This window comes from Streptomyces viridosporus (assembly GCF_002078235.1).
GTDB lineage: Bacteria > Actinomycetota > Actinomycetes > Streptomycetales > Streptomycetaceae > Streptomyces > Streptomyces viridosporus.
Window position 1 is genome coordinate 1 of sequence record NZ_MSGP01000253.1, and the last position, 13,883, is coordinate 13,883.

The window sequence follows — 13,883 nt, forward strand, 5'->3', positions numbered from 1 at the left end:
CCGCCTCCCCCGCCCAGGCGGACCTCCTCGCCTTCGTACGCCGTATCGCCGCCGACGAAGAGCTGATCGCCTCGCTCCCCCTCGACCCGGAGGGCCGTACCTGGGTGCGGCTCGACGGACCCGGTGGCAGTGAGGCCTGGCTGATCGGCTGGCCGCCCGGCACCGGAACCGGCTGGCACGACCACGCCGAATCCGTCGGTGCCTTCATGACCGCGTCGGGTGAGCTGAAGGAGAACTCGCTCGCCGCGCGGCTGCCCGCCGACGGCTGGAAGACCCTGGAACTGACCGATGGCGTGGACCGGGAACGCCGTCTGCCGACCGGGCAGGGCCGCGCCTTCGGCCGGCACCACGTGCACGAGGTGCTCAACGAGTCCCCGGACCGACACGCCGTCTCCGTGCACGCCTATCACCCACCCCTGCCGCTGATCCGCCGCTACAGTCGCAGCGGCCGGATCCTGCGCCTGGAGCAGGTCGAACGCCCGGAGGAATGGCAGTGAGCGGGACACCTGAGCGGGCCGTCGACGCCCCTGGAATCGACGAACTCCTGGAACGGGTACGCGCGGGCTACGAGCGGATCGAGGCGACCCGCGCCCACGAGGCCGCCCGGGCCGGCGAGGCGCTGCTGGTGGACATCCGCTATGCCGCCCTGCGCGACCGGGACGGGCTCGTCCCCGGCGCCGTCGTCGTCGAGCGCAACGAACTGGAGTGGCGCCTCGACCCACGGGGCAGCCACCGCCTCCCCGAGGCGACGAGCCATGACCTGCGCGTCGTCGTGATCTGCAACGAGGGGTACGCCTCCAGCCTGGCGGCGGAGTCCCTGCACCGCCTGGGGCTGCACCGGGCCACCGACCTGATCGGCGGTTTCCAGGCTTGGCGGGCGGCGGGACTTCCGGTGCTGCCCGTACCGGAGTAGGAACGGGCTGGAAAGGCGGGGACGCCGGTGCCCGTACCACCGGGCCGACCACCACGCCCCGTTGCCCGGCCTCCTCAGAACCCCTCGTCGCCGAGGAACTCCGTGTCCTCGCCCTCCTCCTCCAGCGCCTGCCGGACCACGCGGAGGGCGAGGCCCTCGGGGTAGCCCTTGCGGGCCAGCATGCCCGCGAGACGACGGATCCGCTTGTCGCGGTCGAGTCCCCGGGTGGAGCGCAGCTTACGGGCGACCAGTTCGCGCGCGGTCGCCTCCTCCTGCTCGGAGTCGAGCTGCGAGACGGCCGCGTCGATCAGCGTGGGGTCGACGCCCTTGGTCCGCAGCTCCTGGGCGAGCGCGCGCCGGGCCAGCCCTCGGCCGTGGTGCCGGGACTCCACCCAGGCGTCCGCGAAGGCACTGTCGTTGATCAGCCCGACCTCTTCGAACCGGGACAGCACCTCCTCGGCGGCATCGTCCGGGATCTGCCGCTTGCTCAGGGCGTCGGCGAGCTGCTTCCGCGTGCGCGGGGTCCCGGTGAGCAGGCGCAGGCAGATCGCCCGTGCCCGCTCCACCGGGTCCCCCGGAGGCTCCTCCTGCCCGGCCCTCGACGAGGAGGAGTCGCCCCCGTCCTCCGCGGCCGCCTCGCCGAAAGCCCGGCGCCTGCGCCCGCGTCCACCGCGCGCCCCGCCGTCACGCGAGCCGCCCGCCCGTGCGCCGCCCCCGTACCGTCGGCTGCTGCCGGAGTCCGGGGGGCGGTCGTCCGCGCCGGTGATGTCGTCGTACACCTCGTCACCGCCCACGGCCGAGCCCTCGCCGCCCTCGGTGCCCCTCCCCCGTGGGACACCGGTGGCGGCGGACTCGTACTCGGCCCAGTCGGTTCGTCGGGTCACGGGTCAGCTCTTGGCCGCCGCGGCCTTGGACTTGCCGGCCTTCGCCGCCGGAGCCGGCACCGCGGCCGCCTCGGCCGGGGCGGCGGAGCCCGCGGCGTCCGTGCCCGGCTCGGTGGCGGGCTCCTCGGGCCGCACCCCGACGCCCAGCTTCTCCTTGATCTTCTTCTCGATCTCGTTGGCGAGGTCGGGGTTGTCCTTCAGGAAGTTGCGGGCGTTCTCCTTGCCCTGGCCGAGCTGGTCGCCCTCGTACGTGTACCAGGCGCCGGCCTTGCGGACGAAGCCGTGCTCCACGCCCATGTCGATCAGGCCGCCCTCACGGCTGATGCCCTGGCCGTAGAGGATGTCGAACTCGGCCTGCTTGAAGGGGGGCGCCACCTTGTTCTTGACGACCTTGCAGCGCGTGCGGTTGCCGACCGCCTCGGTGCCGTCCTTCAGGGTCTCGATGCGGCGGATGTCGATGCGCACCGAGGCGTAGAACTTCAGCGCCCGGCCACCGGTGGTGGTCTCCGGGGAGCCGAACATCACGCCGATCTTCTCGCGGAGCTGGTTGATGAAGATCGCGGTGGTCTTGGACTGGTTGAGCGCGCTGGTGATCTTCCGCAGGGCCTGGCTCATCAGGCGGGCCTGCAGACCCACGTGGCTGTCACCCATCTCGCCCTCGATCTCCGCGCGCGGGACGAGCGCCGCGACGGAGTCGATGACGATGAGGTCGAGGGCGCCGGAGCGGACCAGCATGTCCACGATCTCCAGGGCCTGCTCGCCGTTGTCCGGCTGGGAGAGGATCAGGTTGTCGATGTCGACGCCGAGCTTCTTCGCGTACTCGGGGTCGAGGGCGTGCTCCGCGTCCACGAAGGCCACCTGGCCGCCGGCCTTCTGGGCGTTCGCCACCGCGTGCAGGGTCAGGGTCGTCTTGCCGGAGGACTCCGGCCCGTAGATCTCCACCACCCGGCCGCGCGGCAGGCCGCCGACGCCGAGGGCCACGTCGAGCGCGGTCGACCCGGTCGGGATGACCTCGATGGGCTCCTTCGACCGCTCGCCCATGCGCATGACCGCGCCCTTGCCGAATTGTCGTTCAATCTGTGCGAGCGCGGCGTCGAGTGCCTTCTCGCGGTCGGTTCCTGCCATGGGTTCCACCCGGTTTGCTTGAGTCGATCGCTTCACGTCAAAGACGCTAACGCCTGCCACTGACAACGCGTCCCGACGCACGTCCGGCCTGTGGACAACTCGGGTGCTTCCCACCTCGAAACAGGACGAATCACCCGCCGTCGAGCCCCACCGGCACCCCCATCAGAATGGATGTTCGATTTGTGTGTCAAGCGCGCCCCGGAGCACCCGGGCCGGCGTCCGGCGCCCCGGAAAGCCGGCACGGCACCGCCTCCCCGTCAGTCGGCCGCGGCGTCCTCGCCCCGGGTGCCCGCCTCCGGGCGGCGGCCCCACAGGCGCCGGGCGCGCGCGAGGGCCCCCGGCCCCCGGCCGGACCCGCGGTGGCCGAGCACACGGGGGTCGTCCGTGACGTCGTACCGCTTCACATAGGCGCCGAGGAACGCCTGGAGGGTGGCGATCGCGGGGATGGCGATCAGCGCGCCCACGGCGCCGAGCAGGGCGGTGCCCGCGACGACCGAGCCGAAGGCGACCGCCGGGTGGATGTCGACGGTCTTGGAGGTCAGCTTGGGCTGCAGGACGTAGTTCTCGAACTGCTGGTAGACCACCACGAATATCAGCACCCACAGCGCGTACCAGGGATCGACCGTGAAGGCGATCAGCATGGGCAGGGCGCCTGCGAGATAGGTGCCGATGGTCGGGATGAACTGCGACACCAGGCCCACCCACACCGCGAGCACGGGCGCGTAGGGCACTTCGAGGAACTCCAGCAGTACGTAGTGCGCCAGACCGGAGACCAGCGCCATCAGTCCGCGCGAGTACAGGTAGCCGCCGGTCTTGTTCACGGCGATCTCCCACGCGCGCAGCACCTCGACCTGCCGGGCGGGCGGCAGGACGGAGCAGAGGGCGCGCCGCAGCCGCGGGCCGTCGGCGGCGAAGTAGAACGAGAACAGCCCGATGGTCAGCAGCTGGAAGAGGCCGCCGAGGACCTGCGCGGAGACGTCCAGGACACCGGTGGCGCTGTTCTGCACGTAATTGCGCAGCCAGTCGGAGCGCAGCAGGCCCTCCTGGATGTCCACCCGCCGCAGCTCGGTGTGGAAGTGCGTGTTGATCCAGTTGATGACGGAGTCGAGGTACTCCGGGAAGTCCTCGACGATCTTGATGATCTGTCCCGCCAGCATGGAACCGAGCAGCGTGACGAAACCCGCCGCCCCGATCAGCACCGCCAGGAAGACCAGGAAGGTGCCCAGCCCCCGGCGCACCCCGCGCGCGGCCATCCAGCTCACCGCCGGCTCGACGGCGAGCGCCAGGAAGAACGCGATGAGGACGTTGATCAGCAGACCGGTGAGCTGGTGGAAGGCCCAGCTTCCCAGCTGGAACACGGCGACCAGCGCAAGGGCGAGCACCATGGCGCGCGGCAGCCAGCGCGGCATGCGGGCGCCCGGCCCGGCCACGGGGTCCACCGGAGGGCCGGCGGGCGGTGGTGCGCCTGGCGCGGAGGCGTTCTGGGCTGCCTGCCCGGTCTCGTCACTGGTTGCCACGGGGGCAAGTCTGACCCATGCCCCCGCCGGCCGTCCGCCCTCCGGCGATCTCTGTGACGATCAGCGCTTTTCCCGGGGAACGTCCATCACCGCGCAGACCACCTGCCAGACGTCCTTGGCGTCCCAGCCGGCCGCCAGCGCCTCGTGCACGGTACGCCCGTCGAGCTCCGACATGACGTGGTCGCGCGCGAAGGTGTCGGCGTAGCCCGACCCGAAGTGCTCCGCCATCCGCTCCCAGAAGACCGTCAACCGCATGCCCCCAGTATCCCGCGTGTGGGGGTGGCCCCGAGCCGGACGGCCTGCCGGGCCCGCTTCCCGCCCTACGGTCGGATCCATGGCCGATCCCGGAGCTGCCCCACCGACCCCGACCTCCCCGGCGCGCGACAGCCCGCTCGCACGGGCGGAGCGGTTCGTCTGGCTCACCGCGCGCGTGCTCGAACAGCGCCTCTTCGCCCACCAGTTCCGGGACGGCGCCGCCGATCCGGTGGAGACGGCCCTGGACGCCTACCGCAACGAGGACGGCGGATACGGCCACGGCCTGGAGCCCTGTCTGCGCGGTCCGGTCAGCCGGCCGCTGCACACCGCCCGCGCCCTGGACGTGCTGGACTCCGTGGGGCGGTGCGACGGACGGCGCGCGGAGCGGGTGTGCCGCTACCTGACGTCCGTCTCCACCGCGGACGGCGCGCTTCCGGCGGTCCACCCCCGTCGGCGCGACTCCCCGGCGGCGCCCTTCGTACCGGTGGTGGAGGACCCGCTCGGCCGACTGCTGGCCACCGGACCGGTGGTGGGCCTGCTGCACCGCAACGAGGTGTGGCACGCCTGGCTGTTCCGGGCCACGGACTTCTGCTGGCAGGCCGTCGAGTCGCTGGAGGGGGCCCATCCGTACGAGGTCCGGGCCGCCGTGGCCTTCCTGGACCGGGCCCCCGACCGCGCCCGCGCGGAGGCCGCCGCCGAGCGGCTGGGCCGCCTGGTGCGGGGGCAGCGGCTCGCGGCACTCGACCCGGACGACCTCGACGCGTACCCGGTCGCGCCCGGCTGCGCCCCGGGCGAGCACCACTTACCCCACGACTACGCGAGGACACCACGGTCACTCGCACGCGCCTGGTTCACCGACGAGGAGATGGCGCGTTCCCTCGACTTCCTCGCGGCCGTGCAGCAGGAGGACGGCGGCTGGCCCGTCCGCGGGCGCCGGTGGGCACCGGCGCCCGCGTCGGAGGCCCGTCCCATGGTGACGATCGAGGCCCTGCGCACGCTGGTGGCGTACGGCCGCTCCGTCGGCTGACCGCCGGACCGGCACATCCGGCGGCGGTCCCCGGACCGCGTGTCCCGGGGACCGGGCGGACGCGGACCGGCCCGCTCCGGACTCGGCCGCGCCCCCGCACGGCACCGCCGTCAGAGGTCGGCCGGCGACCGCCTCATCCGCCCAGAGCGCGCACTCCCGCCGTGACGACCACGGCCGCCCCGATGACGATCAGGAACGGGGCGCGCAGCACCAGCGCCACGGCGGCGGCCGCCAGCCCCGCCGCCCGCGCGTCCAGCACCAGCGCCCGGCCGTCGGCGAATGCCTGCTGGGCCGTCAGGGCGGCGAGCAGGGCGACCGGCAGCAGTGCGGCGAGCCGCCTGACCAGCGGGCGTTCGAGGACTCCGGCGGGCACCAGCAGCCCGGCCAGCTTGACGGCGTAGCAGCCGAGGACGGTCACACCGATCGCGATCCAGATGTTCAACGGTTCTCCTCCGGAACGTCACCGCGCGCCGCGCCCTTCCGGCGGCCCTGTGCCCACAGGACGGCCGGTGCCGCGAGGGCGGCCACCAGGACCGGCACGCCGGCGGGCAGCACGGGCAGCAGACCGAGCCCCAGGAGGACGGCGACACCGGCGACGGCCCGCTCGGTGCCGGTCCGCAGCATCGGTGCGAGCAGCGCCAGGAAGACCGCGGGACCGGCCGCGTCCAGACCCCACGCGTCGGTGTCCCCGATGGCCTCGGCGCCCAGCGCGCCGAGCAGTGTCGTGAGGTTCCACAGGAGGTACAGGCTGAGCCCGGTCACCAGGAACCCGATGCGCGCGCTGCGCCGGTCGGGCTGGGCGAGCGAGACGGCGGCCGTCTCGTCGATGACCCACTGGGCGGCGAACGGCCGCACCATGCGCGGAAGGGCCAGCAGCTGCGACAGGCGCAGCCCGTAGAACGCGTTGCGCACCCCCAGGAAGAACGCCCCCGCGGCGGCCGTGAACGGGCCCCCGCCGGCCGCCAGCGCCCCCACCAGCGCGAACTGGGACGCACCGGTGAACACCAGCAGGCTGAGCGCACAGGTCTGGAGCAGCGTGAGCCCGCTGCCCGCCGAGGTCACTCCGAAGGCGAACCCGGAGAGTCCGACGGCGACCCCGACCCCGAGGGCGTCCCGTACGACGGCGCCGTCCGGCTTCCCTCCCCCGGTGTCCCGTACGTCTGTGAGAGCTGTCTGTTCCGTTGCCACGCCTCCAACGGTACGAACGGTCCGCGCGGTGGGTCTTGTACGTTCTTGCGCTCGCGCTGGTAGGCGCCCGGGGGCACGCCCACGATCCGGCCGAAGTGGCGGTTCAGGTGCGGCTGGTCGGTGAACCCGACCGCGACGGCCGCCGTCGACGGCGCCGTCCCCGCGTCCAGCAGCCGCCGTGCCCTCCGCACCCGCGCATCGGTGAGCCAGGCGTGCGGCGGCATCCCGTAGGCGTCCCGGAAGGCGCGCAGCAGGGCGAACGGGCCGGTGCCGAGTTCACCGGCCAGCTGCTCCAGCGTCGGCGGTGCGGCCATCCGCTCCTCCAGCAGGGCACGCGCGCGGGCGGCGGTCCGGGCCCCCGCCGTCCGCACCTCCCGGCGCGGCAGCGACCCGCCGTTCAGCCGCAGCAGTCGGGTCACGGCGATCCTCAGCAGGGTGTCGGCGGCGAGCGCGTTGCCCTCGTCGGTGGCCCGCAGCACCCGGTGCACCAGGCGGACGGTGTACGGATCGTCGAGCACCGGCGACACGAAACCCGGCGTGCCGCGCAGCGTGGTGGTCTCGGCGGCGATCGCGGCCACCACCTCCGGCGACGGGTACACCGCCCCGTACCGCCATCCCTCGGGGACACCCGCCCGCCCGGTGTGCGCGGTGTCCGGGTTCACCAGCGCGAGGGCCCCGGCGCCCGCGTACTGGTCGCTCCCGCCGTGGTGGAAGACCTCCACCCCGTCGGAGATGGCGGCGATCACGAAGTGCTCGTGGGTGTGCCGGACGAAGGTCTTCCGTATGTAGCGGGCCCGCAGGAGGTCGACACCGGGCAGTTCGGCGTACTGCCAGTGCCGCGCACGCTCCCCGCCCGATTCCGTCATGCGGCCATTGTCACGCAGCCCCGGTGCCGGTCCGCAGACCGGGACGCCCCGTCCGTCCAGGTCAGGCCCCTTGTCAGTGCCCGGGTGCACGATGGACGCATGGTCAGCACACCGCACCGGGCCCTGGACGGCTTCTCCCCCGCGACCCGCGGCTGGTTCACGGGGGCGTTCTCCGCGCCCACCCCCGCCCAGACCGGTGCGTGGCAGGCCCTCCGCGAGGGCTCGGACGTCCTGGTGGTCGCCCCCACCGGTTCCGGGAAGACCCTGGCCGCCTTCCTCGCGGCCCTGGACCAGCTGGCCTCCGTGCCCCCGCCCGCCGACCCGAGGAAGCGCTGCCGCGTTCTGTACGTCTCCCCCCTCAAGGCCCTGGCGGTCGACGTCGAGCGCAACCTCCGCAGCCCGCTGACCGGCATCCGGCAGGAGTCCGTGCGTCTGGGCCTGCCCGAGCCCGAGGTGAAGGTCGGGATCCGCTCCGGCGACACCCCGCCCGCCGAGCGCCGCGCCCTGTCCACCCGCCCGCCGGACATCCTGATCACCACCCCCGAGTCCCTGTTCCTGATGCTGACGTCGGCCGCGCGCGACGCGCTGACGGGCGTGGAGACGGTGATCCTGGACGAGGTGCACGCGGTCGCCGGCACCAAGCGCGGAGCGCACCTCGCGCTGTCCCTCGAGCGGCTGGACGAACTGCTGCCCGCGCCGGCCCGCCGCATCGGCCTCTCGGCGACCGTCCGCCCGGTCGACGAGGTGGCCCGCTTCCTCTCGCCCCGCCGCAAGGTGGAGATCGTCCAGCCGGAGTCGGGCAAGGAGTTCGACCTCTCCGTCGTGGTGCCGGTCGAGGACCTGGGCGAACTGGGCGGTTCCCCGGTCGCCGACGGCTCGGAGGGCGCCGAACGCCCGTCGATCTGGCCGCACGTCGAGGAGCGGATCACCGATCTGGTCCAGTCGCACCGCTCGACGATCGTGTTCGCGAACTCGCGACGCCTCGCCGAGCGCCTGTGCAACCGTCTCAACGAGATCGCCCACGAGCGGGCCACCGGGGAGCCCCTGGGCGAGCACCACTCCCCCGCCGAACTCATGGGCGGCTCCGGGAGCGCCCAGGGCGCCCCCGCGGTCGTCGCCCGCGCCCACCACGGTTCGGTGTCCAAGGAGCAGCGCGCCCTGGTCGAGGAGGACCTCAAGGCCGGCCGGCTGCCCGCGGTGGTCGCCACCTCCAGCCTGGAGCTCGGCATCGACATGGGCGCCGTCGACCTGGTGGTCCAGGTCGAGTCGCCGCCGTCCGTCGCCTCCGGGCTCCAGCGCGTCGGCCGCGCGGGGCACCAGGTGGGCGCGGTCTCCACGGGCGTGGTCTTCCCGAAGTACCGGGGCGACCTCGTGCAGGCGGCCGTGGTCACCGAGCGGATGCGCGCGGGCGCCATCGAGTCCCTGCGCGTCCCCACGAACCCCCTGGACGTCCTGGCCCAGCAGCTCGTCGCCATGACGGCCATGGACACCTGGCAGTTCGACGACCTGCTCGCCATGGTCCGCCGGGCGGCGCCCTTCGCCTCGCTGCCCGAGTCCGCCTTCACGGGCGTCCTGGACATGCTCGCCGGCCGCTATCCGTCCGACGCCTTCGCGGAGCTGCGTCCGCGCGTGGTGTGGGACCGGGTGACGGGCGACATCACCGGCCGCCCCGGGGCCCAACGCCTCGCCGTCACCTCCGGGGGCACCATCCCCGACCGGGGCCTGTTCGGGGTGTTCCTCGCGGGCGCCGACCCCAAGAAGGGCGGCGGACGGGTCGGCGAACTCGACGAGGAGATGGTGTACGAGTCCCGCGTGGGCGACGTCTTCACGCTCGGCACCAGCTCCTGGCGCATCGAGGACATCACGCGTGACCGCGTCCTGGTCTCCCCGGCACCGGGGGTGCCGGGCCGGCTGCCGTTCTGGAAGGGCGACCAGCTGGGCCGCCCGCTGGAGCTGGGCCGCGCGGTGGGCGCCTTCCTGCGCGAGGTCGGCTCGCTGTCCCGGGAGGACGCCCGCCGGCGGCTCCTCGCGGCGGGGCTGGACGCCTGGGCCGCGGACAACGTCCTGTCCTACCTCGACGAGCAGCGCGAGGCCTGCGGCCACGTCCCGGACGACCGCACGATCGTCGTGGAGCGCTTCCGCGACGAGCTCGGCGACTGGCGGGTCGTCGTGCACTCGCCGTTCGGCGCCCAGGTGCACGCCCCGTGGGCGCTGGCGCTCGGCGCCCGGCTCTCCGAGCGGTACGGCATGGACGCCCAGGTGATGCACGCCGACGACGGCATCGTGCTGCGGCTGCCGGACACCGATCTGATGGGCCTGGACCTGCTCGACCAGGAGCCGGTGAAGGTCGGCGCGGAGTACGACGCGGAACAGGCCCCCGTGGGGGCGGCGGACGTCGTCTTCGACAAGGGCGAGGTCGAGCAGGTCGTCACCGACCAGGTGGGCGGCTCGGCGCTGTTCGCGTCCCGGTTCCGGGAGTGCGCCGCCCGCGCGCTGCTGCTGCCGCGCCGCAATCCCGGCAGGCGCACCCCGCTGTGGCAGCAGCGCCAGCGCGCCTCCCAGCTGCTCCAGGTGGCGGGCGAGTTCGGCTCGTTCCCGATCGTCCTGGAGGCGGTCCGCGAATGCCTCCAGGACGTCTTCGACGTTCCCGGTCTCACCGAGCTGATGGGCGACCTGGAGTCCCGCGCGGTGCGGCTCGTCGAGGTCACCACCCCCGAGCCGTCCCCCTTCGCCCGCTCCCTGCTCTTCGGGTACGTCGCGCAGTTCCTGTACGAGGGCGACTCCCCGCTCGCCGAGCGCCGTGCCGCCGCCCTGTCCCTGGACTCGCGGCTGCTGGCCGAGCTGCTCGGCCGGGCCGAACTGCGCGAACTGCTCGACGCGGAGGTGCTGACCGAGCTGGAGCGCGAGCTGCAGTGGCTCACCGAGGACCGGCGCGCCAAGGACGTGGAGGGTGTGGCCGACCTGCTGCGCGTGCTCGGGCCGCTCACCGAGGCCGAACTGGCCGAGCGGGGCGCCGAGCCGCAGTGGGCGCGGGAGCTGGCCGCCGCGCGGCGTGCCATCCGGGTCCGTGTCGCCGGCGCCGACCACTGGGCGGCGGTCGAGGACGCCGGGCGGCTGCGCGACGCGCTGGGCACGGCGCTGCCGGTCGGCGTGCCGGAGGCGTTCACCGAGCCGGTCAAGGACCCGCTCGGCGATCTCCTCGCACGGTACGCGCGCACCCACGGCCCGTTCACGTCGGCCGCCGCGGCGGCCCGCTTCGGACTGGGCGTGGCGGTCACCGAGGGCGCCCTCCAGCGGCTCGCGGCGGCGGGCCGGATCGTCCAGGGCGAGTTCCACCCGGCCGGGATCGGCCAGGAGTGGTGCGACGCGGCCGTGCTGCGCCGACTGCGCCGCCGTTCCCTGGCCGCCCTGCGGCACGAACTGGAGCCGGCCCCGCCGGCCGCGCTCGCCCAGTTCCTCCCCCAGTGGCAGCACCTCGGCAAGGGGCACGCGCTGCGCGGCGTCGACGGCCTGGTGCGCGCCGTCGAGCAACTGCAGGGCGCGGCCGTGCCCGCGTCCGCCCTGGAGAAACTGGTCCTGCCGTCCCGGGTGGCGGACTACGCCCCCGCGATGCTGGACGAACTCACCGCCGCCGGGGAGGTGGTGTGGGCCGGCGCCGGTGCCCTGCCGGGGAAGGACGGCTGGGTCTCCCTGTACCTGGCGGACGCGGCTCCGCTGCTCCTGCCGCCCCCGCACCCCCTGGAGCCGACCGCCCTCCACCGGTCCGTGCTGGACGCCCTGTCCGGCGGCTACGGCCTGTTCTTCCGGCAGATCGCCGACCAGGTCCGCGCCACCACCCACCCGGAGGCCACCGATCCGCAACTCTCCGACGCCCTCTGGGACCTGGCCTGGTCGGGGCGGCTGACCAACGACACCCTCGCCCCCCTGCGCTCCCTGCTGGGCTCGGGCCGTACCGCGGGCTCCACGGCCCACCGCGCGAGGCGCTCGGTCCCGCGCGGACGCTACGGCTCGCTCACGGCGGCCGCCCGCGCCGCCTCCCGCACCGGCCCGCCGACCGTCGCCGGCCGCTGGTCCCTGCTCCCGGGCCGGGAGGACGACCCGACGGTCCGCGCCCACGCGCTGGCCCGCACCCTGCTCGACCGGCACGGCGTGGTGACCCGGGGGGCCGTTTCCGCGGAGGGCGTCGAGGGCGGCTTCTCGGCGGTGTACCGGGTCCTGTCCGCCTTCGAGGAGACGGGGCAGGCCCGCCGCGGCTACGTGGTGGAGGGGCTGGGCGCCGCCCAGTTCGCGATGGACGGCGCGGTGGACCGCCTCCGCGCCGTGGCAGGCGCCCGCGAGCGCGGTGACGGCCTCCCCGCCCCAGGCGGGGGCGGGCCCGGCCCGTTCGACGGCGGCTCCGGCCCCTTCACCGCCCACGGCTTCGCCGACGCCTCCGACGCCTCCCGTGCGACCGCCGCGGGCCACGACGGCTCCCCCGGTTCGGACGAGGCGCCGTACCCGGTTCCGGCGCCGGGCGACTACCTCTCCCCCCGCGACATCGCCCCGCAGGCCCCGCCGCCCTGGTGGAACGGCGGGCGGGCGTCGTACGACCCCTTCGCGGGCCGCCGTACCGGCCCGGCCGCCGCCTCCCGGGCCGTCGTCCTCGCCGCCGCCGACCCGGCCAACGCGTACGGTGCCGCCCTGGCCTGGCCCGAGCCGCCGACCGGCGCGGGGCACAAGCCGGGCCGCAAGGCGGGCTCCCTGGTGGTGCTCGTCGACGGCGAACTGGCGCTCTACATGGAACGCGGTGGAAAGACCCTGCTGGCTTGGCCCGCCGACCCCGACGGCCGACCGGCCGACGACCCCCGCCTCCCGGCCGCCACCGAAGCCCTCGCCTCGGCCGCCCGCGCGGGCTCCCTCGGCACGGTCACCGTGGAGCGCGTCAACGGCGCCCCGGCCCTGACGTCCCCCCTCGGTGCCCTCCTGGAGTCCGCGGGCTTCGTCGCCACCCCGCGCGGCCTGCGCCTGCGCGCCTGACCCGGGCCGGTGTCCCGGCCGGGCCGGACACCGCGTCCGGTCCGACGTGCAACCCTTGACGCATGCCCGAAGGAGACACGGTCCGGCAGGCCGCACGGCGGCTGCACGACGCCCTCGCGGGCAGGGTGCTGACCCGCAGCGACCTCCGGGTGCCCAAGTACGCCACGGCCGACCTCACCGGCCGGACCGTCCTGGACGTCACCGCGCGCGGCAAACACCTGCTCGCACGCATCGAGGGCGGGCTGACCCTGCACTCGCACCTGCGGATGGACGGCTCCTGGCGGGTGTACGCGGAGGGGCAGCGCTGGGGCGGCGGCCCCGCCCACCAGATCCGCGCGATCCTCGGCAACGCCGACCGCACGGCCGTCGGCTACCGGCTCCCCGTCGTGGAGCTCCTGCGCACCCGCGACGAGGACCGCGCGGTCGGCCATCTCGGCCCCGACCTCCTGGGCCCGGACTGGGACCCGGACCGGGCGCTGGCCAACCTCCTGGGGGACCCGGCCCGCCCCCTCGGCGAGGCCCTGCTGGACCAGCGCAACCTCGCCGGCATCGGCAACGTGTTCAAGAGCGAGCTCTGCTTCCTGCTCGGCGTCACCCCCTGGCTCCCCACGGGGGAGCTGCCCGCCGAGCGCGCCGCGCAACTGCCCGGACTCGCCAGGAAGCTGCTGGAGTCCAACCGCGAGCGCCCGGTCCGCAACACGACGGGCCTGAGCGACCCGGACCTGTTCGTGTACGGTCGCGCGTCCCGCCCCTGCCTGCGCTGCCGCACCCCGATCCGCCTCGCCGACCAGGGCGACGGCTCCCGCGAGCGTCCCACCTACTGGTGCCCGGTCTGCCAGCCGGGCCCGGCTCCCACGCCGTCCCGGCCGCGCCGCACCGCCGCCCCGCGGTGGTAACCGGGCGCAGACCGAAGGCCGTGCGCCCACACGGTCCCGTCACCGGCTTCCGGCACCACGGCCGTCACCGCCGGCCGGAGCCGTCGCCCTGGTCGGCGAGGCGGATCGGGGTGCGGCAGCGCAGGCAGGGGCGGGACGCGCGACCGTACACGAACAGGTCCGGGTCGCTCAGGCCCGTCGTGTTGCGGACCGGGCG

At 74.6% G+C, this 13,883-nt stretch carries 11 protein-coding genes and 2 pseudogenes; 5 read left to right on the forward strand and 8 right to left on the reverse strand.

All coding sequences use genetic code 11. The annotated features are described in order from the left end of the window. A partial coding sequence (locus B7L92_RS18730) for a cupin domain-containing protein (protein WP_255311031.1) occupies positions 1 to 497 on the forward strand: 497 nt, incomplete at its 5' end. Next, positions 488 to 913 (forward strand): rhodanese-like domain-containing protein, encoded by a 426-nt coding sequence (locus B7L92_RS18735; RefSeq protein ID WP_081238684.1) that lies wholly within the window; start codon positions 488 to 490, stop codon positions 911 to 913. The genes B7L92_RS18730 and B7L92_RS18735, both read left to right, overlap by 10 nt. A 74-nt stretch (positions 914 to 987) precedes the next feature. On the opposite strand, the gene recX is transcribed toward B7L92_RS18735, so the two are convergent. The 4 genes from recX to B7L92_RS18755 all read right to left on the reverse strand — a co-directional run bounded on the left by recX (position 988) and on the right by B7L92_RS18755 (position 4,694). Then, on the reverse strand, positions 988 to 1,797 hold the full coding sequence (gene recX / locus B7L92_RS18740) for a recombination regulator RecX (protein ID WP_081238685.1): 810 nt from the start codon (positions 1,795 to 1,797) through the stop codon (positions 988 to 990). A 3-nt stretch (positions 1,798 to 1,800) separates the two neighbouring features. Next, positions 1,801 to 2,922 carry a recombinase RecA gene (gene recA / locus B7L92_RS18745; protein WP_081238686.1) on the reverse strand — a complete coding sequence of 374 codons (1,122 nt, stop codon included), beginning with the start codon at positions 2,920 to 2,922 and terminating at the stop codon, positions 1,801 to 1,803. A 257-nt stretch (positions 2,923 to 3,179) separates the two neighbouring features. Continuing rightward, positions 3,180 to 4,439, reverse strand: coding sequence for an AI-2E family transporter (locus B7L92_RS18750; protein WP_174703984.1), 1,260 nt, complete (start codon positions 4,437 to 4,439; stop codon positions 3,180 to 3,182). A gap of 60 nt (positions 4,440 to 4,499) precedes the next feature. Then, on the reverse strand, positions 4,500 to 4,694 hold the full coding sequence (locus tag B7L92_RS18755) for a DUF3046 domain-containing protein (protein WP_004982649.1): 195 nt from the start codon (positions 4,692 to 4,694) through the stop codon (positions 4,500 to 4,502). 79 nt (positions 4,695 to 4,773) lie between these two features. Here B7L92_RS18755 and B7L92_RS18760 point away from each other — a divergent pair, with 79 nt between their 5' ends. Further along, complete coding sequence (locus B7L92_RS18760) at positions 4,774 to 5,721, forward strand: hypothetical protein (RefSeq protein ID WP_081238688.1); 948 nt, start codon at positions 4,774 to 4,776, stop codon at positions 5,719 to 5,721. 133 nt (positions 5,722 to 5,854) lie between these two features. On the opposite strand, the gene B7L92_RS18765 is transcribed toward B7L92_RS18760, so the two are convergent. The 3 genes and pseudogenes from B7L92_RS18765 to B7L92_RS18775 form a co-directional block, all read right to left on the reverse strand. Next, entirely contained in the window at positions 5,855 to 6,163 is a 309-nt protein-coding gene (locus B7L92_RS18765) for an AzlD domain-containing protein (RefSeq protein WP_081238689.1), read from the reverse strand. Continuing rightward, positions 6,160 to 6,909 (reverse strand): AzlC family ABC transporter permease, encoded by a 750-nt coding sequence (locus B7L92_RS18770; protein WP_107501531.1) that lies wholly within the window; start codon positions 6,907 to 6,909, stop codon positions 6,160 to 6,162. Before B7L92_RS18770 ends, B7L92_RS18765 begins: the two co-directional genes overlap by 4 nt. 113 nt (positions 6,910 to 7,022) lie before the next feature. After that, a pseudogene (locus B7L92_RS18775) lies at positions 7,023 to 7,775 on the reverse strand (AraC family transcriptional regulator); the annotation flags it as partial. Between the two features lie 99 nt (positions 7,776 to 7,874). Here B7L92_RS18775 and B7L92_RS18780 point away from each other — a divergent pair. Continuing rightward, complete coding sequence (locus B7L92_RS18780; protein WP_081238691.1) at positions 7,875 to 12,791, forward strand: ATP-dependent helicase; 4,917 nt, start codon at positions 7,875 to 7,877, stop codon at positions 12,789 to 12,791. A gap of 62 nt (positions 12,792 to 12,853) precedes the next feature. Further along, entirely contained in the window at positions 12,854 to 13,687 is an 834-nt protein-coding gene (locus tag B7L92_RS18785; RefSeq protein WP_081238692.1) for an Fpg/Nei family DNA glycosylase, read from the forward strand. Between the two features lie 67 nt (positions 13,688 to 13,754). Here B7L92_RS18785 and B7L92_RS39560 read toward each other — a convergent pair. Next, positions 13,755 to 13,883: pseudogene (locus B7L92_RS39560) on the reverse strand (DNA glycosylase); the annotation flags it as partial.

What these genes read in the sequence shown, in the direction of transcription:
- B7L92_RS18735 (WP_081238684.1), top strand. Translation starts at nt 488, where the DNA reads ATGGCAGTGAGCGGGACACCTGAGCGGGCCGTCGACGCCCCTGGAATC.
- B7L92_RS18760 (WP_081238688.1), top strand. Translation starts at nt 4,774, where the DNA reads ATGGCCGATCCCGGAGCTGCCCCACCGACCCCGACCTCCCCGGCGCGC.
- B7L92_RS18785 (WP_081238692.1), top strand. Translation starts at nt 12,854, where the DNA reads ATGCCCGAAGGAGACACGGTCCGGCAGGCCGCACGGCGGCTGCACGAC.
- B7L92_RS18780 (WP_081238691.1), top strand. Translation starts at nt 7,875, where the DNA reads ATGGTCAGCACACCGCACCGGGCCCTGGACGGCTTCTCCCCCGCGACC.
- B7L92_RS18755 (WP_004982649.1), bottom strand. Translation starts at nt 4,694, where the DNA reads ATGCGGTTGACGGTCTTCTGGGAGCGGATGGCGGAGCACTTCGGGTCG.
- recA (WP_081238686.1), bottom strand. Translation starts at nt 2,922, where the DNA reads ATGGCAGGAACCGACCGCGAGAAGGCACTCGACGCCGCGCTCGCACAG.